The 21,175-nt window shown below is 72.0% G+C and carries 16 protein-coding genes; 4 read left to right on the top strand and 12 right to left on the bottom strand.

The window, feature by feature from the left end:
• Positions 1-2 precede the first annotated feature (2 nt).
• On the bottom strand, positions 3-1,139 hold the full coding sequence (locus ITP53_RS41045) for an ROK family protein (RefSeq protein ID WP_207757144.1): 1,137 nt from the start codon (positions 1,137-1,139) through the stop codon (positions 3-5).
• A 270-nt stretch (positions 1,140-1,409) separates the two neighbouring features.
• Between ITP53_RS41045 and ITP53_RS41040 the strand changes: the two genes are divergently transcribed.
• Together ITP53_RS41040 and desA are read left to right on the top strand one after the other, a co-directional pair.
• Positions 1,410-3,011 carry a sensor histidine kinase gene (locus ITP53_RS41040; protein ID WP_195900869.1) on the top strand — a complete coding sequence of 534 codons (1,602 nt, stop codon included), beginning with the start codon at positions 1,410-1,412 and terminating at the stop codon, positions 3,009-3,011.
• Between the two features lie 203 nt (positions 3,012-3,214).
• Positions 3,215-4,612 carry a syringate O-demethylase gene (desA, locus tag ITP53_RS41035; protein WP_195900868.1) on the top strand — a complete coding sequence of 466 codons (1,398 nt, stop codon included), beginning with the start codon at positions 3,215-3,217 and terminating at the stop codon, positions 4,610-4,612.
• Positions 4,613-4,671: 59 nt separating this feature from the next.
• Here the strand turns inward: desA and ITP53_RS41030 are convergent, their stop codons facing one another.
• Complete coding sequence (locus tag ITP53_RS41030; RefSeq protein ID WP_195900867.1) at positions 4,672-6,141, bottom strand: aldehyde dehydrogenase family protein; 1,470 nt, start codon at positions 6,139-6,141, stop codon at positions 4,672-4,674.
• Positions 6,142-6,558: 417 nt separating this feature from the next.
• On the opposite strand from ITP53_RS41030, the gene ITP53_RS41025 reads away from it, so the two are divergent.
• Complete coding sequence (locus ITP53_RS41025) at positions 6,559-7,878, top strand: MFS transporter (RefSeq protein ID WP_195900866.1); 1,320 nt, start codon at positions 6,559-6,561, stop codon at positions 7,876-7,878.
• Positions 7,879-7,886: 8 nt separating this feature from the next.
• Here the strand turns inward: ITP53_RS41025 and ITP53_RS41020 are convergent, their stop codons facing one another.
• The 10 genes from ITP53_RS41020 to ITP53_RS40975 form a co-directional block, all read right to left on the bottom strand.
• Positions 7,887-10,787, bottom strand: coding sequence for an AfsR/SARP family transcriptional regulator (locus ITP53_RS41020; RefSeq protein WP_195900865.1), 2,901 nt, complete (start codon positions 10,785-10,787; stop codon positions 7,887-7,889).
• 273 nt (positions 10,788-11,060) lie between these two features.
• A complete protein-coding gene (locus ITP53_RS41015) occupies positions 11,061-11,954 on the bottom strand; it encodes a VOC family protein (RefSeq protein WP_195900864.1) in 894 nt (297 codons plus the stop codon).
• A 10-nt stretch (positions 11,955-11,964) separates the two neighbouring features.
• Positions 11,965-13,416 (bottom strand): NAD-dependent succinate-semialdehyde dehydrogenase, encoded by a 1,452-nt coding sequence (locus ITP53_RS41010; RefSeq protein ID WP_195900863.1) that lies wholly within the window; start codon positions 13,414-13,416, stop codon positions 11,965-11,967.
• The gene (locus ITP53_RS41005; protein WP_195900862.1) at positions 13,413-14,435 is read right to left on the bottom strand and encodes an ornithine cyclodeaminase family protein; all 1,023 of its coding nucleotides are present in this window, start codon (positions 14,433-14,435) and stop codon (positions 13,413-13,415) included. Before ITP53_RS41005 ends, ITP53_RS41010 begins: the two co-directional genes overlap by 4 nt.
• Positions 14,436-14,450: 15 nt before the next feature.
• Positions 14,451-15,467 carry a dihydrodipicolinate synthase family protein gene (locus ITP53_RS41000; RefSeq protein ID WP_195900861.1) on the bottom strand — a complete coding sequence of 339 codons (1,017 nt, stop codon included), beginning with the start codon at positions 15,465-15,467 and terminating at the stop codon, positions 14,451-14,453.
• On the bottom strand, positions 15,464-16,147 hold the full coding sequence (locus tag ITP53_RS40995) for a DUF4286 family protein (RefSeq protein WP_195900860.1): 684 nt from the start codon (positions 16,145-16,147) through the stop codon (positions 15,464-15,466). Before ITP53_RS40995 ends, ITP53_RS41000 begins: the two co-directional genes overlap by 4 nt.
• A 41-nt stretch (positions 16,148-16,188) precedes the next feature.
• Positions 16,189-17,385: an amidohydrolase family protein gene (locus ITP53_RS40990; RefSeq protein ID WP_195900859.1), complete on the bottom strand. Its 1,197-nt coding sequence runs from the start codon at positions 17,383-17,385 to the stop codon at positions 16,189-16,191.
• Between the two features lie 49 nt (positions 17,386-17,434).
• Positions 17,435-18,004, bottom strand: a complete 570-nt coding sequence (locus ITP53_RS40985) for an amino acid synthesis family protein (protein WP_195900858.1) — start codon at positions 18,002-18,004, stop codon at positions 17,435-17,437.
• 35 nt (positions 18,005-18,039) lie between these two features.
• The gene (locus ITP53_RS40980; protein ID WP_195900857.1) at positions 18,040-19,482 is read right to left on the bottom strand and encodes an MFS transporter; all 1,443 of its coding nucleotides are present in this window, start codon (positions 19,480-19,482) and stop codon (positions 18,040-18,042) included.
• A 123-nt stretch (positions 19,483-19,605) separates the two neighbouring features.
• A complete protein-coding gene (locus tag ITP53_RS40975) occupies positions 19,606-20,358 on the bottom strand; it encodes an SDR family NAD(P)-dependent oxidoreductase (RefSeq protein ID WP_195900856.1) in 753 nt (250 codons plus the stop codon).
• A 66-nt stretch (positions 20,359-20,424) separates the two neighbouring features.
• Between ITP53_RS40975 and ITP53_RS40970 the strand changes: the two genes are divergently transcribed.
• Entirely contained in the window at positions 20,425-21,141 is a 717-nt protein-coding gene (locus ITP53_RS40970; RefSeq protein ID WP_195900855.1) for a GntR family transcriptional regulator, read from the top strand.
• Positions 21,142-21,175 lie beyond the last annotated feature (34 nt).

The raw sequence follows: 21,175 nt of genomic DNA, 5'->3' as shown, positions 1-21,175 counted from the left end.
GATCAGCGGGCTGCCGAGGGCAGGGGGCCGGCGGGGTCGGTGAGCTGGGTGTCGACGTGGTCGAGGCCGGTGCGGACGGCGCCCAGCGCGACGCCGCGCTCGCCGAGTGTGCTGACGGCGATCCGCGGGACGTGCAGGGTGATGTCCCGCAGGTGCCGGGTGAGCATCGGGGTGAGCCACCGCCCGGCCGGGGTCACGCCGCCGCACAGCACGATCAGGTCGGGGTCGACGGCGAGCACCAGGGCCGCGACTCCCGGGGCGAGGCGGGCCGCGTACGCGTCGAGCACCTCGAGGGCTCTGGGATCCTCCGCCTCCGCGGCGCGTACGAGTGCCTCGATCGCCGACTCCCCGGACCGGACGCCGTCCCAGCGCAGCGCCTGGTGGGCGGCGGCCAGCCCGAGGTGGGGCAGGGTGCCCAGCTCGCCTGCGCCGCCGCGCCGGCCGCGGTGCAGGCGGCCGCCCAGGAGCAGGCCGCACGACGCCCGCCGGCCGGCGAGTACGCACGCCACGTCGTCGGCGAGGCGGGCGGCGCCGCGCCAGTGCTCGGCGACGGCGGCGAAGTTGACGTCGTTCTCGGCGACGACGTGGCACCGGAACGTCTCGGCGAGCCGATTGGCCAGGTCGAGCCCGTTCCACTCCGGCACCACGATGGAGTGGACCCGCCCGGCCTCGTCCACGAACCCCGGCACCGCGACCGACACGGCCCAGAGCTCCCGCTGGTGCACCCCGTGGCCGGCCAGGAAGCGCTCCAGGCGGGTGCGGAGGAACGCGAGCCGGTCGGCGCCGTCCATCGCGGAGTCGATCGACTCGCGCTCGACGGCCAGGATCTCGCCGGTGAGGTCGGAGAGCAGCAGGACGATCTTGTGGAGCCCGATGTCGACGCCCACGACCCGGCCGGCCTCGCCGCGGAACCTGAAGCGCCGGGCCGGGCGTCCGGGGGACCGCGTCGCCGGGGCGTCCGCGATCTCCGCGACCCAGCCCTGCCCGGACAGCTCCTCGAGGGCGAGTTCGACCGTGGGCCGCGACAGCCCCGTCGTCTCCTTCAGCAGGGTCAGCGACTGCGGGCCCTGCTTGCGCAGGGCGCGCAACACGGCGCTGGTGTTGAACCGCCGCAGCGCGGCGAGGTCGCGTCCCTGCACGGGCAGCCCCTCCAGGCGATCAGTCCGGCTTTCGGAAGGATCCTTGCATAACCATGGGCGCTCTTTGAAGTGGTTGCGTTGTTAATTTTGAAAGACTGCTGCGTTAATCAGCCAACCGCGGCGCTGCCGTCCGCGGAGTCATCGACTACGTCAGATGTCGTATCCCGGCTGCTCGTCGCGGCCGGACTAGTGCTGTCCGGGCGGAACGCGGGCATCATGGGTGTCGGCGATGCCGCGACCCGTCGTGTTCCAGCGAGGAGGCCGTCAGTGATGGCGTACGACGTCAGGCGCGCAGAGGGCCCCGCAGAGGACAGGGTCGAGGCGGGCACGCTGCTGGAGAGGACGCCGGACGGCCTGGCGCTGATCGACACGCACGGTCGTTTCGTTCAGGCGAACCAGGCGGCGCTGTCGCTGTGCGGGCTCGACCCGCACGGCGTCCAGGGCGCCGCGTCCCCGTTTCCGCCGTACCGTCCGGATGACGTTCCCGAGGACGAGGCGGTCGTCGTGTGGGAGCCGGTGCCGGGCCGGCGGCGCGAGTTCGCGTACCGGATGAGGGGCCTGCCCGGGCGCGACGAGTGCCTGGTGACGTTCAGGGACGTCACGGAGAGCCGGCGGCACCAGCGGCGGCTCACCGCGATCGCCAGCGCGGCGAGCCGGGTGGCCGCGAAGCGGTCCCTGAGCGGCACCTTGGACGCCTTGGCCCAGGAGGTGCTCGAGGCCGATGCGCTGGCCAGCGTGCAGATCGTGACGGTCAACCCCACCGGCGAACGCTTCCAGATCATGGGCACGGCCGGCTTCGGCAAGGCGGACAACTGGTTCGACCTCCTCGTGGAGTGTATGGAGGCCGGGGCCCAGCTGCGGATGGTCGACGCGTTCACCTCCCGCGAACCCGTCGTCGTCCCGCACCGGTACGCGACGATCATGTCGGCTCCGGCCTGGGCGCCGCTGCGGGAGCACATGCGCAATCCGGAGTGGGACTGGTTCGCGAGCGTGCCGCTGCTCGTTCGCGGGGAGCCCGTCGGCGTGCTCAACGCGTACTTCGAGCCGGGCCAGGAGATCGGCGGCACCGCGCTGGACTTCCTGCTGGCGATGGGCGAGCAGGCGGCGCAGGCCGTCCACTACGCCGCCCTGCTGGAGCGCGAGCGGGAGGTCGCGCGGCGGGAGGAACGCCAGCGCCTGGCCCGCGAGCTGCACGATTCCGTCGTGCAGCAGGTCTTCTCCATGGGCATGCAGGTCGAGTCCCTCGGCATGTTGTCCGGGCGCGGCACCGTCGTCGACTCGGCGTACGTGACGCGCGTGGCCGGGGAGCTCGGGCACATCTCGAAGGCGGTCCTCAGCGACCTGAGGGCCATGGTGACCGACCTGCACCCCACCGCCCTCGACGACCAGGGGCTGGGCGCCGCCCTGACGGCCCTGGCCGAGTCGACCATGGGCCGTACGGGCTTCGAGGTGCAGGTCTCGATCACCGACCCGCACGACGAGCTCGACGACCTGGAGGCCGAGCTTCGGGAGGACGTCTATCGCGTGATCGCGGAGGCGCTGCACAACAGCGTCAAGCACTCGCACGGCTCCCTCGTCACGATCAGGCTCGCGCTGACCGGGCACGGCACGCAGCGGGGGCTGACGGCCGAGGTCGCCGACGACGGGCGCGGCCTGCCGGAGCAGGGGGCGCCCGTGGAGGAGGGCGGCTTCGGCATGACCGCGATGAAGGAGCGCGCCGGCCGGTGGGCGGGCCGCCTCACCACCCGGTCCAGCCCTGGCGAGGGCATCGTCGTCCGTCTCGTCCTGCCGCTGCCGGCGTCGCTGCCCACCGGGCTCCACGGGGAGCCGACCGCCCGCGAACGACTCTCGGAAACGCTGAGGCGCACATGACCGCCCAGCCGGATGCCGACGTCCCCGGCATCGACGTCATCGTCGACCACCCCGCTGAACCCCCGCTGAACTACGTCATTTGTCGTAACGGGTCTGCGAAGGGCAACCTGTCAAGAGCCGTCAAATGTGTGATCCGCCGCCCGGCGCCGACCGCGTAACATCCACGTGACCCGGCCGATTCTGGGCACCGAGGGAGACGGTTGATGACCGGCAAGAGCCTGGAAGACGTTCTCAACGGCGTCCAGACGAATGTGGCGGATTATCTGCGCAATCTGCCGGCCGGACCGAACGTCTATCCCGGTGTTCCGCCGGAGTACACGAACTGGCGGGACGAGCAGTACGCCTGGCAGCACACGTGTGTGTTGTTCAACCAGTCGTACCACATGGCGGAATTGCTGGTCGAAGGGCGTGACGCGCTGAAGCTGCTGTCCTATCTGGGTGTGAACAGCTTCGCCAGATTCCCGGTCGACACCGCGAAGCAGTTCGTGCCGTGCACCCCCGGCGGCCATGTCATCGGCGACGGGATCCTTTTCCACCTGGCCGAGAACACCTTCAACCTGGTCGGGCGGATACCCGCGCTCAACTGGGTGCGCTTCCACGCTGAGAGCGGCGGCTACGACGTCACGACGACGCTCGACGAGCGCTCGGCGGCCCGCCCCGATCCGTACGACCGCACGTCGTACCGGTACCAGATCCAGGGGCCGAACGCGCCCAAGGTGATCGAGAAGGTGACCGGCAGGCCCGCCCCGCAGCTCAAGTTCTTCCACCTCACCGCCGTCACCATCGCCGGCAAGACGGTCCGCGCGCTGCGCCACGGCATGGCGGGGCAGCCCGGGTACGAGCTGTTCGGGCCGTGGGACGACGGCGCGGACGTGCACCGGGCACTGGTCGAGGCCGGCGTGGAATTCGGTATGCGCCTGGTGGGCGGGCGCGCCTATTCCTCCAACACCCTGGAATCAGGCTGGATCCCCTCGCCGCTGCCGGGGATCTACACCGGTGAGGCGCTCAGGAGCTACCGGCAATGGCTTCCCGGCGACGGTTACGAGGCCAACGCCTCGATCGGCGGCAGTTTCGTCTCGGACCGCATCGAGGACTATTACCTGACGCCCTGGGACCTCGGTTACGGATCCTTCGTGAAATTCGACCACGACTTCATCGGCCGCGAGGCGCTGGCGGCCAAAGCCGGTGAGAAACACCGGAAAAAGGTCACGCTCGCGCTGAGCACCGCCGAATTCCTCAGGGCCGTCGGCTCACAACTCGAACATGGTGTCCCCGCCAAGTGGTTCGAATTCCCGTCCGCGGTGTACTCGATGCATCCGTACGACCTGGTGAAGGTGCACGGCGAACCCGCCGGGATCTCCACCTGGATCGGCTACAGCTGGAACGAGCGCACGATGCTGACGCTGGCGATGATCGACCACGACCACGCGGAGGCGGGCGCCCAGGTCTCGCTGGTGTGGGGAGAACCCGGTGGCGGCACGGGCAAGCTCACGGTCGAGAACCACGCCCAGGTCGAGCTCGCCGCCACGGTGAGCCCCGTGCCCTACGCCGAGGTCGCCCGCAAGGTCTACGCGGACGGCGGCTGGCGGGCCACGGCCTGAACCGGAGGAGGCCCCGGCCACGAGGCCCCTCACACGGCCGGGCCCGGACGCGGACGCGGTCAGGCTGACGCCGGGGCGGTCACCACGTGGGTTTCCGTGAAGTCCAGGAGCCCTTCGGGACCCATCTCCCGGTCCACGCCGCTCTGCCGGAAACCGCCGAACGGAGCCCGGTCATCGCAGGCGGACGCGTTGGCCTGGTTGATCCACGTCGTCCCGGTACGCAACCCCGCGGCGACGGCTGCTGCGCGGTCGAGATCGGCGGACCAGACCGACGAGCACAGCCCCGACCACTCGCTGTTCAGCCGCTCCACGAGGGAGTCCAGGTCGTCGTAGGCCAGGATCGGCAGTGCCGGGCCGAACTGCTCCTCCGTGACCACACGCAGATCCTCGGCCGGGTCGAGGACCAGCGCGGGGCGGAGGTAGTGGCCGCCGGCGGCGACCGCGTCCTCGTCCACGCTGCCGTACTCGCGGACCTCCGCGCCCTTCGCCCGGGCCTGATCGAGCATCTCCCCGACGATGTCGCGCTGCCGCGCCGTGTTCATGGGACCCATCGTGGTCCCGGAATCGAGGCCGTTCCCCACCCGCTGACCGTCCAGGGCGCTGCCCATGGCCTCGACCAGCTCCGCATGACGCGACCGGGGCACGTACACCCGCTTGACCGCCATGCACACCTGGCCGGTGGTCATGAACGCGGCGGCGGCGAGGGCGCCCGCCGTGCTCTCGTCCAGCCGTACGTCGTCGAGCAGGATCGCCGGGTCGTTCCCGCCCAGCTCGAGCGTGACCTTGGCCAGCGACTGGGACGCCAGCGACATGACGGCCCGGCCGCCCGCGGTGCTGCCGGTGAACACGACCCGCTGCACGCGAGGGTCGGTCAGCAGCGGCCGGACCGCGTCGTCGCGGCCGGTGACGACGTTGAGCACCCCAGGCGGCAGCCCCCGCGCCAACACCCGCAAGGTCTCCGCCATCGCCAGTGGCGCGGTGGGCGGCGGCTTCACCACGGCCGTGTTCCCGGCGATGAGCGCGTACGGCAGGCTCGCCCCGAGGATGGCCAGCGGCCAGTTGAACGGCACGATGACGGTGACCACACCCGTGGCCACCCGGTGGATCCGCGTGTCGAAGGGCGGGGCCGGCAGTGTGGTCAGCGACTCGAAGCCCTCGGCCAGTGCCGCGGCGACGCGGGAGCGTCCCTCGAAGACGGCCAGGTCGATCTGGGATTCCCCCAGGATCTTGCCGTTCTCCCTGGTTAGGAGCTCGGCTCTGGCGGCGGCCGAACCGGCGAGCGGCCCGAGAGCCGCGAGCACGAGCTCCGCCCGTTCGGGCGCGGACCTGGCGGCCCAGCCGGTGAAGGCGCGCTGAGCCGCGGCGACGGCGTGTTCGCAGTCCTCCGGGGTGGCGGCCGCCGCCCAGCCCACGACGGTCTCCGGACGGCTCGGATCGTGGACCGGGATCGTCTCCGTGGTGGCGACGGTCTCGCCGTCGATGACAAGACCTGTCACCAGGTCGGTGGTGGGCGTCGGCTCAACGGTCATCGAGATCGCGGCGTGGACACTGCGGTCTTCCCGTGCCCAGGTCGCTCCCTCCCTTCTGCGTGTCGCCCCGAACGCTATAGGGCGGTCCGCAGCGGGTCCACGCGCTAATGACGGCCTGGATCGGCCGATTGCGCAGGGCCGGCCGCGACGTTTGACGTAGGTGCGCGGGAGATTTGACGTACGCACCTGGGGACGACCGTCCGGGGCCGGACCCCGCGCAGATGACGTATTCGCGGCCGTGGACGGCGGTCGGGCCCGCCCCTTGGGATGACGTACGACGGATGACGTAGACGGCCCGCCACAGATGACGGATGGACGCCCCGTGGCACCCGATCTACATTCGGTACAACTGTGAGACCCCCGTAACGCCAGGGACATCTCGGGGCATCCCCCTCAGCCCGTCTTAGGAGCACCACCGTGGCTGCAACCACCGACACCGGGCGACCATCGACCAAGGGCATCTTCGCGGCCAGCTTCATCGGAACGTCCATCGAGTGGTACGACTACTATATTTTCGGTACCGCCGCGGCACTGGCCTTCGGCAGCCTGTTCTTCCCGGCCTCCTCCAGCTTCGCGGGAACCCTCGCGGCCTTCGCCACCTTCGCGGTCGGATTCCTCGCCCGCCCCATCGGCGCCGCGGTCATCGGGCACTTCGGCGACCGGGTCGGCCGCAAGTCGATGCTGATCCTCACCCTGGTGCTGACCGGCGGGGCGACGTTCCTGATCGGCGTCCTGCCCACGTACGCCGCGATCGGCATCGGCGCGCCGCTGCTGCTGGTCGCCCTGCGCATCGCGCAGGGCTTCGGGGTGGGAGGCGAGTGGGGCGGCGCCATCCTGATCGCCACCGAACACGCGTCGCCGCGCCGGCGCGCCGTTTACGGTAGCTTCGCCCAGTTCGGCGTGCCGATGGGGGTGCTCACTTCCAACCTGGCGTTCCTCGCCGTATCCGGCATGTCGGACGACGCCTTCCTATCCTACGGCTGGCGCATCCCCTTCCTGCTCAGCCTGCTGCTCGTGATCCTCGGCATCGTGGTCCGCAGCCGGCTGCGCGACGCGCCCGAGTTCGAGCGGGTCAAGCAGCGCAACGCCGTCAGCAAGGTGCCCTTCGCCGAACTGGCCCGGCGACAGCCGCGCAACCTGACGCTGGCGTCCCTGGCCTCGATCGCCCCGCCCGCGGTCGGCTACACGGTGATCGTCTACATGCTCACGTACGGCACGACCGTGGTGGGCTTCCCGCGCGGCACGCTGCTCACACTGATCCTGATCTCCACCGTGGTGTGGATCGGCACGATCATCGCGTCGGCGGCCCTGTCCGACCGGTACGGCTCCAAGCGGTTGTACATCATCGGCGCGCTGACCGCCGTGCTCTGGCCACTGCCGATGTTCGGCCTGGTCAACACGGGCAGCGAGGGGCTCGCCCTGCTGGCGTTCACCGTGGCCGCGATCGTCCAGGGCATCATGGCCGGCGCCCAGGGCGGCCTGTTCACGGAGATCTTCGACGTACGCTTCCGCTACAGCGGCATCTCCATCGCGTACCAGCTCGGAGGCATGATCGGCGGCGCGCTCACCCCCATCGTGGCGACGATCCTGTTCGAGTCGTACCGCTCCTCGACGGCGATCGCCCTGTACGTGGCCGGGTTGTCGCTGGTCAGCCTGGTGTCCGTGTTCGGCGTCCGTAAGATCGCCCCGGCGGAGGGGGAGCCGTCCGACGTGTCCGACGTCCGCACGAACACCTGAGGCGGCGTTCAGAGCTGCCGCTGGATGGCCTGGGGTGTGAGAGGTGGTGGTGCGGCGGTCTGGATCGCCCGCATCTCGTCGGTGGTGATCAGCTGGAGGCGGTGCAGGATCGTGCTGGATCTGTGCCAGGCGTACCGGGCCTCGGAAAGGTCGCCGGCGTCGTGGAGTGCCAGGCCCAACCCCCAGAACAGCTCCGCCTCCCGATAACCGTCCGGGCGTCCGACCTCGTGGTGGATCTTCTGCGCCTGCCGGTGGCGGTGCACGGCCTGCTGAGGCCGGCCTGCCAGCCGGTACGCCTCGGCGAGGTGGATCAGCATCGACACCCGGTCGACCGGGCTGCCCACCTGCTCGACGATTCTGATGGCCCGGAGGTGGAGCTCGATGGCCTCGTCGAACCGTCCGCCGTGCTGGAAGGCCAGCCCGAGATGGGTGAGGCTCGACGCCTGGCCCCAGAGATGGCCGATCTCGCGGTTGATGGCCAGGGCCCGCTGGTGCAGGTCCACCGCCTCGTCCAGGCGGCCGACGGCACGGTGGACCATGCCCAGATTCTCCAGCACCGCCGCCTCGTGCCTGCGGTTGCCCAACCGCTGGTAGGCGGCCAGCGAACGGCGCAGGTGGGTGATCGCGCCGGTGGTCTGGCCCATCAGCACCTGCGCCCAGCCGAGATCGCTCAGCATGCGCGCCTGAAGACTGAGGTCGCCCGTGGTCTCCGCGGCGCGCAGGGCCAGCTCGGCGAGCCGGAGCTGTTTGGGCCAGTGCCCGCGCTCGTAGAGCAGCATGGCCAGGCTGGCCGCCAGGGCGACCGCCAGCTCGGCGGCGGGGGTGCCGACCGCCTGCGCGACGACGGCGAGCAGGTTGTCCTCCTCGGCGTCGATCCAGGCGTGCAGCTCGTCGTCCGTCTTGAACGAGATGCCTCGATGGGTGAGCTGCTGCGGGCCGATGCCGGTGCGCCACGTCCTGCTCTGGTTCAGGCGCCCGACCGCGGTCCGAGCGGTCGCCAGGTAACAGTGCAGAGCGCGTTCCACCGCCTGTTCGCGGGCCTGTGGCGACTCGTCCTCCTCGGCGCGTTCGCGCGCGAACAGGCACAGGAGGTCGTGCAGGCGATACCGGTCAGGGGCGTGGTTGTCGACCAGTTGGGCGTCCGCCAGGTGTTCCAGCAACAGCCGCGCCCGCTCTTCTGGGAGGTCGGCCAGCGCGGCGGTCACGGTGGGCTCGACGTCGGGGCAGTCCAGCAGGCCGAGCAGCCGGAAGACCCGGGCCGCCGCCGCGCCGGTCGGGTCGGTGAGCAGGTCCTGATAGCTGCCCTGGAAACTCGCCCGTACGGCACGATCGTCGGCACAGAGCTCATCCAGCCGGCGTCGCGCGGTGGCCAGCCGTCGCACCAGCGTCGGCACCGACAGCGTCGGCCGGGCCGTCAGCCTGGCCGACACCAGGCGTAACGCCAGCGGCAGACCGCCGCACAGCCGGACCAGTTCGGCGGCCGCGGCCGGCTCCGCGGCGATCCTGGCCGTACCCACCACCCTGCTCACCAGCGCGAGCCCTTCCTCGGGAGACAACACGTCCAAGGACACATGGACCGCGTCCTCGAACGAGGTGAGCATCCGGCGGCCGGTGATCAGTACGGCGCAACTGGGGCTGCCCGGCAGCAACGGCCGCACCTGCGCGGCGTCGCGTACGTTGTCGAGCACGATCAGCATCCGCCGGCCCTCGGTCAGCGAACGGAACCGGGCCGCCGCCTCCTCCACCTGCGCCGGCACCGCCGCGGCGGCCACACCGAGCGAGCGCAGGAACCGGCCGAGCGCGTCCACGGGCCGGGCGGGCTCCACGTCGGGGGTCGCGCCGTGCAGGTTCACGTACAGCTGCCCGTCGGGGAAGGAGTCCGGGACCGCGCGGGCCACGTGAGTGGCCAGCGTGGACTTGCCGACGCCGCCGATCCCGTTGATCTGGCAGATCCGCATCACGCCGGTCCTCGCCCCGTCACGGGACAAGACGTCCTTGAGCAGGCGCACCTCGTCCTCGCGGCCGATGAAGGAGGCCACGTCGGCGGGCAGCTCCGCCGGAGCCGGCGGGCTCTCCCGCCCTTGGGGCGCCGCCGGGCTCTCCCGCGCCTGGGGCGCCGACGGGCCGAGCGGTTCTCCTCGGAGGATCTGCTGGTGCAGCCGCTGCAGATCGTTGCCCGGCTCGATGCCCAGCTCCGCCACGAGCCTGCGCCTGACGTCGCGGAAGACCTCCAGCGCCGCCCCCGTCCTGCCGTCCTGCCGCAGGGCCGACATCATGAGCGCCACAGGCCGCTCCCGCAGCGGATGCTCGCGCATCAACGCCGACAGCTCGGTGAACGTCTCCCTGTGCCGACCGGCCAGCACATCGATCGCGATACGGTCCTCAAGCACGGCCAGGCGCTCCTCCTCCAGCGTCCTGCCCACCCCGGGCAGCCACTCGCCGGCCACATCCGCCAGCGCCGGCCCTCGCCACAACGACAGGGCCTGCCGCAGCAGGTCCGTGTCCGTGCTGCGGGCCCGTCTCACCAGATCGCGAAACCGGTATAAGTCCACCCGCATCGGATCGACGTCCAGCCGGTAACCGGGACGCGAGGTGGTCAACTCGACCTGCGGAATCCCCGTCAGGATCCGCCGCAGTCGTGACACGTAGCCGCTCAGCGCGTTCCGGGCTCGGGGCGGGGCCGCATCCCCCCAGATGGCCTGGACGAATCCGTCCACGGGCACCACCTGCCGCAGATTGAGCAGCAACATCGCCAGCACGGAACGCTGCTTGGGGACCGCCGGGCCGAGCAGGTCGCCGAACGCCCAGACACCGACCGGCCCCAGCAACCGGAACTCGACACCGCCGTCGCCTCGGTCGGCGGCCCCACCGGCGGCGGCCGGTGCGGGGGCGGATGAGGGGTGTGACATGCCCACCGGCTGGTCCTTAATGTCGTCAGGATCAGGAACGATGCGAAACACGCTACCCAAGTCGAACACGCGAAATGCGCGATGACGTGACCGCCCCGAGCTGCTCCAGGAGGCGCGCGGCCTGTGGCACGGCCCGCCGTTGGGCGGGATCGTGCGCGGGCCGGTGCTGGAGAGCTGGGCGGAGCGGAAGAACGGCCATCGCAGGAGAGCCGTGCTCGACCCCGCCGAGCTGTCACTGGAGCGGGCCGGGGCTGCGCGGCGTGCGGCAGGTCATCAGGCCAGGAAGCTCTCCGGGGGCGCCGGGCCCCAGCGGTTGACCGTGTTGCCCCGGTCGCTCATCTCCCAGCGCGGCGGCGTGTACGACGCCTCGTCGTGGATGTGCGCCATGTCGCTGTACAGCTCGAGGCGCAGCCCGGAGGACGGATCGCGGACGTACACGAAGAGGTTGTGGCCGGGGCCGTGCCTGCCGGGGCCGTACTCGACCTTGTACCCCAGGTCGGCGAGGTGGTCGCAGATCATCCGATAGCTGTCCCAGCCGGCCACCTCGAAGGCGAGGTGGTGCACGTCGGGAAGGTCGGACCCGCCGCGCACGCCCATGTTGTGGTGCTCGCTGCCGACCCGGAAGAAGTAGAGCCCCTCGCCGATCTGCTCCGACAGCTTGAGGTCCAGCAGTCCGGCGAGCAGCCGCGCCGTGCCGGGCGCGTCCGGCACCTTGACGTTGACGTGTCCGAGCCGCCGCGGACGCAGCGGCGTCACGGGCAGCGGCTCGGGGGCGGGCGCGGCCGGCGGGCGGCAGACCAGCCGCAGCCCGGACGGGTCGGTGACGGCGACCCCCGCGCCGCCGTCCGGGCCGGCAGCCACCCGGGCGGCGGCCGGCCCGTGCCCGGCGGCCCGGCGTTCGAGCTCGCCGAACGGGTAGTCCTCCGGCACGTCGAAGGTGACCTCCCGCAGCCGCGTCACCTCACCCGGCAGGAGGGTGAGGTGACGGCGGGGCACGGGCTGCGCGTATTCGCCGCCGGTGGTCGCGTCCAGGCCGCCGTCCGCCCGCGGCGTGACGTGGAAGCCCAGCCCGTCGTGCAGGAAGGCGGCCGTCGCCGCCGGGTCGGGCACCGCTACGGTGACCGAGCCCAGCCGCAGCGGCAGGGTGCTCTCGCTGCCGTGGCTCATCGTGCTCCTCTCAGACATCGATCGCGATGTACTTGGTCTCCAGGTATTCGTCGATGCCCGTCGGGCCGCCCTCGCGGCCGAGTCCAGACTGCTTCACCCCGCCGAACGGCGCCGCGGCGTTGGAGACCACCCCCTGGTTGAGACCGATCATGCCAGTCTCCAGGGCTTCCGCCGTGCGCAGGGCCCTGGTCAGGTCCCGGGTGTACAGGTAGGCCACCAGGCCGTACTCGGTGGCGTTGGCCAGCGCGACCGCCTCCTCGTCGGTGTCGAACGGCAGCACAGGCGCCACCGGACCGAAGATCTCCTCGGACAGCAGCGCGGCGTCGCCCGGCACGTCGGCGAGGACGGTCGGGGCGTAGAAGTACCCCGCGTCCCCGAGCGGTTTGCCGCCGGTCAGGACGCGTGCGCCCTTCCCGACCGCGTCGTCCACCAGCGTGCCGACCTTGGCCCGGCCGGCCTCGTCGATCAGCGGGCCGATCTGGCTGCCCTCGTCGAGCCCGGGGGCCACGCGCAACCCGGCCATCCGCGCCGCCAGCCGCTCGGCGAACTCGCCGGCGATCCCGCGCTGCGCGTAGAAGCGGTTGGCCGCGGTGCACGCCTCGCCCATGTTGCGGAGCTTGGCCACGATCGCGCCGTCGACCGCGGCGTCGAGGTCGGCGTCGTCGAAGACCAGGAAGGGCGCGTTGCCGCCCAGCTCCATCGACGTGCGCAGCACGGTCCGCGCGGCCTGCGCCAGCAGTAGCCGGCCCACCTCGGTCGAGCCGGTGAACGACAGCTTGCGCAGCCGTCCGTCGCGCAGCAGCGTGCCGACGACCCCGGCCGGGTCCGACGTGGTGACCACGTTGACCACGCCGGCCGGGACACCGCAGTGCTCCAGGACGGCGGCCAGCGCGAGCGTGGTGAGCGGGGTCTGCTCGGCGGGCTTGACGACGACCGTGCAGCCGGCCGCGAGCGCCGGGCCGATCTTGCGGGTGGCCATGGCCAGCGGGAAGTTCCAGGGGGTGACGAGCAGGCTCGGGCCCACCGGCTGGCGCATCACGAGGACGCGGCCCCGGCCGTTGGGCGAGACCTTGTATCCGCCGTCGATGCGCACCGCCTCCTCCGCGAACCAGCGGAAGAACTCGGCGCCGTAGTCGATCTCGGCGTACGCGTCCCGCAGCGGCTTGCCCATCTCCAGCGTGATGAGCACGGCCAGCTCGTCGCGCCGGGCGTGGATCTCCTCGAACGCGCGGCGCAAAATCTCGGCGCGCTCCCGCGGCGCGGTCGCCGCCCATGCCTCCTGCGCGGTCACCGCGGCGTCGAGCGCGGCGACGGCGTCGGCCGGGCCGGCGTCGGCGACCGCCATGAGCTCGCCTCCGTCGGCGGGGTTGGTCACGGCGAAGGTACGGCCGCCTGCGGCGTCCCGCCAGTCGCCCCCGATGCGCAGCCGGGACGGGACCCCGGCGAGAATCTTCCCGGTCACGACGGGGTGCCTCCCATGGTCACGGCGGCGGCCTGCGGCGCGGCGCCGGCGAACGGCTTCAGCTCGCAGATCTCGCCCAGGTCGCGGCCGGCCTCCCTGGCCCTGGCCGCGTCGAGCAGGCTGCGGGCCAGCGACAGGTCCTGCAACGCGGTGCCGACCGACTTGAAGACCAGCAGGTCACGGCCGTCCGTGCGGCGCACGGACGCCGGATCGAGGGCGGCGCGGGCCGCGGGGACGACGCGGTCCTCGGGCAGCGCGCCGTGCTCGATCGCGTCGATGACGTCGCCGGACTCCTGGAGCACCTGGCGGTCGTCGTCCACGAGCAGCGTGCCGGCGCGGGCCAGCGTGGCGCGGTCGAGCTCGCGCAGGTCGGGGCGGGTGGAACCGATCGACAGCACGACGGCGCCGGGCGCGAGGTCCGCGCCGTCCACCACCGGCTCCCTCGACTTGGTGGCCAGCACGACGAGCGGTGTGCCCGTCGCCTCCCTGGCCGTCTCCACGGCACGCACGTCTATGCCCAGCTCCTCGCTCATCCGGGCGGCGAACCCCTCACGCCTGGCCGCCGACCTGCTGTAGACGAGCACCTGCTCGACGGGCCAGCGGCGGGCCATCAGCCGCAGGTGACCGGTCGCCTCGAAGCCCGAGCCCACCAGGCCGAGCCGCCGGTGCCCGGCGGCGCCGAGCAGCTCCCCGGCCACCAGCGTGTACGCCGCCGTGCGCAGCCTGGTCAGCTCGTCGGCGTCGAACATGCCGAGCAGGCGCCCCGACGCGACGTCGTACAGCAGGACGAGGTAGCGCGTGCCGAGACCCTCCGCGAGGGTCATGACCTTCACCCCCATGACGTCGCCGAGCACGGCGGGCATGACCCGTACGAAGCCGGAGCCGCTGGGCACGTCGATGCGCGGCGGCAGCTCGGTGCGCCCGTGCGACTCCGCGTCCAGCACGGAGCGGGCCGCCGCCAGCACCACGTCGTCGGTGGCGAGCTCGCGGATGTCGGACCCGGACAGATGCAGCGTCATTCGTCTCTTCCTGTGTCAGGCCGGGTTGCGACCGGCGAAGAAGCCGTCGTCACCGTCGGGCAGGTGGAATCCGGAGGCGGCCAGGCCGGCGCGCAGCGACCTCATCTGGCCGGGGCTCAGGCGCATCTGCGGCATGCGCAGCAGCCCGCCGTTGAAGCCCTGCAGCCAGCTCAGGTACTTCCAGCCCACCCGGTGGATCAGCCCGGCGCCCTTGAAGCTCGCGTGGAAGTCGCCCTTGGCGGCCCGCGCGGGCTGGTAGCTCCAGAACACGTCCATGGCCTCGTTCCACTTGCCGGCCGTGGCCAGCTCGTGGACGCGGGGGACCCGGTCGCCGAAGGACTCGTACGCGCTGGTGCCGAACCACTGCGTGCCGAACCGGTCGACCAGCGCGGGCAGGTGCTGCTCCATCGGGTTCTCCACGAGCACGTGCTCGGAGACCCGCCGGTGGACGTCGGCCAGCGCCGTGATCGAGGCCGCGCCGCCCGCCTCGTACTTGAGCGCGGCGGCGGTGTCGATCCTGGCCATCTCCTCGATCGCGGCGGGCGGGAAGCCCGACGCGTGCAGAGGGGTGAAGCCCCACGTCATCACCGCGAACAGGATCAGGGCGAGGTCGGTGCGCTCGGCGACGTAGCGGGTGTGCTCGACCACGTCGGCGGCCGAGCCGGGCCGGAAGGAGGGCGGGTAGGACAGCAGTGCGGCCTCGAAGCCCAGCGCCTCGGCCGCCTTCGCGGCGGTCAGCTCCTCCTCGACGGTGGAGAAACTCAGGTGGGCGACGAGCCTGAAGCCCTCGGGCGCGGACTCGGCCGCGATCTCCATGAAGCGGAGGTATTCCTCCAGGGTGGTGCCGCTCTCGGAGGCGACGAGCGTGCCCCAGAAGCCGTAGCGCGCCGCGAGGCGCACGTCGTGCGCGATGCCGGCCGCGTTGAGTGTACTGAAATCGCTGGTGAACGAGGGCAACGTCACGTTGCACAGGCCACGCCACTCGGCGCGGGCGCGGTCCTTCACCTCGGCCCGGGTGTAGGGGAGGCTCACTGGTGGTCCTTTCGATCGGTGGGCACGCCGACCCGGGCGTCGCCGGTGGCGTGGATGGCGCGGTACAGCCAGCGTCCTGAGCGGCCGAACCAGTCGTGCGCGGCGAGCGCCGCGCGGCGGGGCGTGTCGCGGGCCGCGGCCCGCTCGGGGGAGTCGAGCACGGTGAGGTCGCGCAGCTCGTGCAGCGCGAGGTGGGTCCAGGCGGGGCCCTCGAAGCCGGGGCGGACGGTGTATCTGCGCACGCGTAGCCAGCCGTCGGCCTTCATCAGCATCGGCACGTGCTCCTCGCCGTACCAGCCGTCGAACTGCGCACGGAACTCCTCGGGCACGGTGAACGCGACCGCCCAGAGATATCCCGATTTTTCGTCGTTTGGGCCGGTGTCCGAGACCTCGTCGGCCAGATATCGGGTGAAGCCGCGCACGCGCGCGAGCATCCTGGCGGTGCGCTCGCCCGGGTCGCTCTTGAGCCGCCGGTAGCCGGGCGTCTCCAGCGCGGCCTGGTCGTCGACGTGGTAGCAGGCGAGGAAGCGCGGCTCCCCTTCGATCGCCTCGTATCGCACGGCGGCGGTGAACCCGGGCAACGCCATGCGCGCCGGGATGTGCTCGGTTTCGTACCAGTCGTGGAAGTCCGCCTCCTCCCCGGGAGGCGGCTCCATCTGCGAGAACAGCAGGCCCTTCACGGCTCGCGTCCTTTCTCCGGGTGTACGGGATCCCCGCGCGGTCACGGAAGCGGCTGGGGCGTGCCCGCCGTCAGGCGGACCGCCCGCCGCGGCGGTGGGGTGTTGCGGCTCTTGGTGAAGCGGACCTCACCCTGGGTGACCACCGCGGCCACGGCAGGCAGGTCGCCCAGCTTCAGCGCGCCGCGCCAGTCGGCGGCCCGCGACCCCAGCGGGGCGTCGAGCACCACCAGGTCGGCGGGCCTGCCCGCCGCGATGCGGCCCGCGTCCAGCCGGTACGTGTCCGCGACGTTGCCGGTGGCGGCGGCCACCGCCTGCGCCGGGTCGAGCGGCCCAAGCGAGACCAGCTCGGCCATGGTCCGCAGCAGCGCGAGCGGGATCACGCCGGTGCCCGTGGGCGTGTCGGAGGCGATCAGCAGCCGGTGCGCGGCCCCGTTGACCAGCGCCAGCTCGCTGATGTGGATCGCCGACCTGAGATTGCCCGCCTGGACGAGCTGGAGCGCCATGTCGTGGCCGTGGGTGACCAGCTCGACGTTCTCGGCGGGCGACAGCGCGGTGGGACCGCCGTTGACGTGCCCGAGCACGTTGGGCCGCATCTCCAGCAGCGCCTGCGCGTCGATCAGCTCCAGGCTGCCGCGGATCGACCCGCCGCCGGTGTGCACCATGACGACGAGGCCCGCCTCGCGCGCGGCCCGCACCACGGGCGTGTACGCGTGCGGCCCCGCGAAGGCGCCGAACCCGCCCTTGGCCAGCCGGACGCCGGCCGCGTAGAGCTCCGCGAAGTCGTCGGCGGTGAGACCGGGCTCCAGGATCACCGACCCGGCGTGCACGGTGACGCCGCCCGGCCGGTAGTCGGCGAAGCACCGCTGCGCGGCGATCGCCAGTGCCTTGACGCCCACCACATCGGTCGGCCGGCCGGGCACGTGCACCTCGCTGGCGCTGATCGCCCGCGTCATGCCGCCGTGCAGGTAGCTCTCCAGGAAGCCGACGGTCCGCTGCCGCGGCGTGTAGTCGCCGAAGGTCACGTGCACGTGCGAGTCGATCAGGCCGGGCACCACGGCGGCGCCGCCCACGTCGAGAACGGTGGCGCAGCCGTCGAGGTCCGCCTGGCCGGCTTGGCCGATCCAGGAGATCAGGCCGTCCTCGCATATGATCGCGTCGCCGCCGATCGGCGAGCCCGCGAGGTCTCCGGCGTGTGAGTCGCCGATGCCGACGATCGCCGTACGGCGTGAGCCCGTCATGGGGTGCCGCCCGGCACGGGACCGCCCGCCGGGAGCCGAGTCGTGCCGGTCATCGCAGCCCGTCCCCCTTGGCGTCGGCCTTGGCGAGCCCGCCGAGGCGGTTGTGCACCCGCCCGCGACCGGCCATCGCCACGATCACGGCGATCTCGTCGGGCCGCGGCCCGTCCGGCACGGACACGGTGACGGTGTCGTAGAACTCGCGCACGAACAGCGCCTGCTTGTATGCCAGCGGGATGTCGATCGCCGTGCCCGCGGCGGCGACCTTGGTGTTGGAGGTGACCCAGGTGGTGCCGCCGATGCCGTCGCGCAGCGCGTCACCGAACGGGGTGGTCAGGCAGGCCACGCCGTGCTCCTGCTCGCCCGCGACGCCGACGATCGCACCCTTGCCGCAGCTCTCCACCTCGGCGCCGATCGCCTCGCGGCAGCGCGCGACCAGCTCGGCGGCCAGGTCACCGGACGGGTCCACCAGGTCCGCCAGATCCTCCGACCAACGGCCCGCGTACGGATTCCTGATCACCGCCACGACGGCCGCCTTGCGCAGCGGCGGATCCACCCGCGGCCCTCCGTCGTGCGCGATCTGCTCCACAGCGGTCAGCCACTTGCGAACCTGCAGTTCCATCGTCCGTTGCCTCCTAAACTATAAACTGTATTCACTTACCGTACTGGAGTGGCTGACGGGGCCGCCGCCGGGGCCCTCCTGACCCGCCAGGCCAGCAGCGCGGCCAGGGTGGTGCAGGCCCCGCAGACCAGGAAGGAGAAGGTGTAGGCGCCGCTCGCCGGCAACTGGGTGCCGGGCAGCGGGTCGGCGGCGAAGAACACGCCGACGACGGTGCTGCCGAGCGAGTTGCCCACGGCGTACACGATGGCCGTCACTCCGAGCGCCACTCCCGACTGCGCCGGCGGCACGGACTGCATCACGATGATCTGCGCGGCGGCCAGGCCCATCGTGTTGCCGAGCGCGTAGACGGCCAGGCTCACCATCATCGGGGCCGGGATGGTGTGCGTCGCGGCCAGCGCGAAGTAGGCGACGCTGCAGCACAGGACACTCACCGAGGTGGCTCCGGCGAACCCGATCCGCCGGCCGATCGGCTGGAGCGTCCAGGCCGCGAACACCCCGCCGATCGCCACCGGCACGGCGAACAGGCAGGCCTGCAGCGGGGTCCAGCCGAAGCCGTAGCCCGCCACCGCGGGGTCGGTCTGCGCGAACCGGGTGACCGCCGAGATCGCCCCGTAGATGCCGAACGCGATCAGGAAGACGACCACCACGGGCAGCCGGGTCGTCGCCCGGGTGATGACCGTGAGGTCGACGATCGGGTGCGCGGAGCGCCGCTCCACGGCGAGCCAGATCCCGGCGAGCACCAGGCCGCCGATGATCAGCCCGAGCACCTGAGGCGAGCCCCAGCCCCAGGCCGGACCCTTGCTGGTGCCGAGCAGGAAGGTCACCAGGCTCGCGGCGAGCAGCACCGCGCCGGGCAGGTCGAAGCCGCCGGTCGCCCGGTGCGGGGACTCGCGTACGTAGCGCAGCGTGCCGAGCAGGCCGAGCGCCAGCGTCACCGCGGCCATCCAGAAGTAGAGGTGGTAGTCGCCCGCGGCGGCGCCGACCAGCCCACCGGCCAGCAGGCCGCCGGCGACGCCGACGCTGTTGCCGGCGTGGATCGTCACCACGGTACGGCGGGCGCGCCTGGGGGTCATCGTGTCGTTGGCGACCGCCTCCGGCAGGGCGAGCATGGGGGCCTGGGCGCCCATCAGCGCGCGGGCGACGAACAGCATGGTGACGTCGCGGGTGAGCGCGCCGATCAGCGCGCCCGCGAGGGCGACGGACAGGCAGACGATCATGATGCGGCGCTTGCCGTACAGGTCGGCGAGCCGGGTGAGCACGGCGAGGCCGACCGCGCCGGCCAGCAGCTCCGCGGTGAGCACCCAGGCCACGTCGCCGGGCGCGAGGCCGAGCTGCCTGCCGATCGCGGGCAGCAGCGGGACGATGCCGACCTGGAGCAGCAGGACGGTGAAGCCGAGATACGACAGCACCCCCACGGCCACGCGGCCGTTGGAGTCGGCGGCCGGCGCGGACAAGACGGTGCCGGGCTGGGAGGCCATGAGCCCTCCTGGGGGAGAAGTGGGATGTGGAAACTGTATCCAGTTTTGTTGGCACGTCAATGACCTGTCGAAATCTCTGTGTCCCGCGCACCGTGCCCCCGGCGGCGGCCGGGGCGCCTGCCGTCAGGGCATCAGCAGGCCGCCGTTGACCTGCACGACCTGACCGGTCATGTATCCGGCGGCGTCGCTGAGCAGGAACAGGGTCGGGCCGACGATGTCGCCGGCCTGGCCGACCCGGCCCATCGGGATCGCCCGCGCCCGGTCGGCGGCGCGCGCGTGGTAGTCGGGGAAGCCGGTGAGCATCGGCGTCTCCACCGGGCCAGGCGCGAGCGCGTTCACCCGCACGCCCAGCGTGGCGACCTCCAGGGCGGCCGACTTCACCAGCGCCTCCACGCCCGCCTTGGCGGCCGCGTAGTGGGCGCCGTTGGGGTAGCCCTTGGTGGCCCAGCCGGTGGACATCGCCACGATGCCGCCCCGGCCGCGGGCCGACATGCGGGGGAGGACGGCGCGGATCGCGTGGAACGTTCCGTACAGGGAGACCTCCACCACCCGGCGGAACTCGGCCGGGTCCAGCTCAGCCAGCGGCGCTTCCGAGACCACGCCCGCGGCACAGACCAGGTGCAGGGCCGGCCCGAGTTCCTCCTCCACCCGCGCCACGGCGGCCTGGACGGCGGCTGCGTCGCGCACGTCGCAGTCCAGCGCAAGGTCCGCGCCCCCGGACGAGCCCCCGGATGGGCCCTTCGCAGAGGTCGCGGCGGGGTCGAGCACCGCGGTGCGGACTCCCTGCCCGCTCAGCGCGGTCACCACCGCCTGGCCGATGCCGCCGGAGCCGCCGGTGACGATGGCCGTGCCACCGCCGATCTCGATATCCCTCATCCGGAAGCCTCATCTCTCTGACGGCGTCGCTCTAACGGTGACCAGTAAGGTGTATACACTAGTCAAGTGTCGAAAAAGAAGACCGTTCTCCCCCTGCCCGTGAGCGAAGAGCTCCAGCGGCGCCGGACGGCGCCCGACTACATCGTCAGTGTGCTTCGCGACGCCATCTACGAGGGTTCGCTGGCGGACGGCGCGATACTCAACCAGGTCGCGGTGGCCGAGCACTTCGGCGTCTCCCGGGTGCCGGTGCGCGAGGCGATGCGGCAACTCCAGGCAGAGGGCCTGCTGAGCGCCGAGGCGCACCGCCGCCCCATGGTGCGCGGCCTGACGCTGGAGCGGGTCCTCGAGATCTTCGACCTGCGCGCGATGATCGAGGGCTACCTGGTGGAGAAGGCCATCCCGCTCACCGACGACAAGGCGATCGAGCGGCTGGAGGCGATGGTCGCGCGCATGCACGAGCCGCTCGACCACAACCAGTGGCTCTCGCTCAACGCGGAGTTCCACCAGGCGCTCTACGAGCCGTCCGACGCGGTGACGGCGCTCGAACTGGCCGGTCAGCTGCGGGGGAGAGCCGAGCGCTACCTGCGCCTGTGGAGCGCGGGCCAGGGGGTCAACCGCAATGCCGAGGCCACCCGCGAGCACGAGCGGATCCTCGACTACGTCCGTAACCACGACCCCGCCGCCGCCCGCCGCGAGGTCGAGCAGCACGTCCTGCACACCCGCGACGAAGTGGTGCGGATGTACCGCAGCCGCCCCACGGCCGGACCCCTGACGGCGCCCTGACCGCGCCCTGGCAGTGCGCCCTGACCGCCCGCCC

The organism is Nonomuraea cypriaca, assembly GCF_015645445.1.
GTDB classification, from domain to species: Bacteria; Actinomycetota; Actinomycetes; order Streptosporangiales; family Streptosporangiaceae; genus Nonomuraea; species Nonomuraea cypriaca.
The sequence above is the reverse complement of the archived record's forward strand: the minus strand, read 5'-3'. Positions and strand labels throughout refer to the sequence as shown.

Coding starts and splice junctions, on each gene's coding strand:
- ITP53_RS41040 (WP_195900869.1), top strand. CDS start 1,410: ATGGCGTACGACGTCAGGCGCGCAGAGGGCCCCGCAGAGGACAGGGTC.
- desA (WP_195900868.1), top strand. CDS start 3,215: ATGACCGGCAAGAGCCTGGAAGACGTTCTCAACGGCGTCCAGACGAAT.
- ITP53_RS41030 (WP_195900867.1), bottom strand. CDS start 6,141: ATGACCGTTGAGCCGACGCCCACCACCGACCTGGTGACAGGTCTTGTC.
- ITP53_RS41020 (WP_195900865.1), bottom strand. CDS start 10,787: ATGTCACACCCCTCATCCGCCCCCGCACCGGCCGCCGCCGGTGGGGCC.
- ITP53_RS41015 (WP_195900864.1), bottom strand. CDS start 11,954: ATGAGCCACGGCAGCGAGAGCACCCTGCCGCTGCGGCTGGGCTCGGTC.
- ITP53_RS41005 (WP_195900862.1), bottom strand. CDS start 14,435: ATGACGCTGCATCTGTCCGGGTCCGACATCCGCGAGCTCGCCACCGAC.
- ITP53_RS40990 (WP_195900859.1), bottom strand. CDS start 17,385: ATGACGGGCTCACGCCGTACGGCGATCGTCGGCATCGGCGACTCACAC.
- ITP53_RS40985 (WP_195900858.1), bottom strand. CDS start 18,004: ATGGAACTGCAGGTTCGCAAGTGGCTGACCGCTGTGGAGCAGATCGCG.
- ITP53_RS40980 (WP_195900857.1), bottom strand. CDS start 19,482: ATGGCCTCCCAGCCCGGCACCGTCTTGTCCGCGCCGGCCGCCGACTCC.
- ITP53_RS40975 (WP_195900856.1), bottom strand. CDS start 20,358: ATGAGGGATATCGAGATCGGCGGTGGCACGGCCATCGTCACCGGCGGC.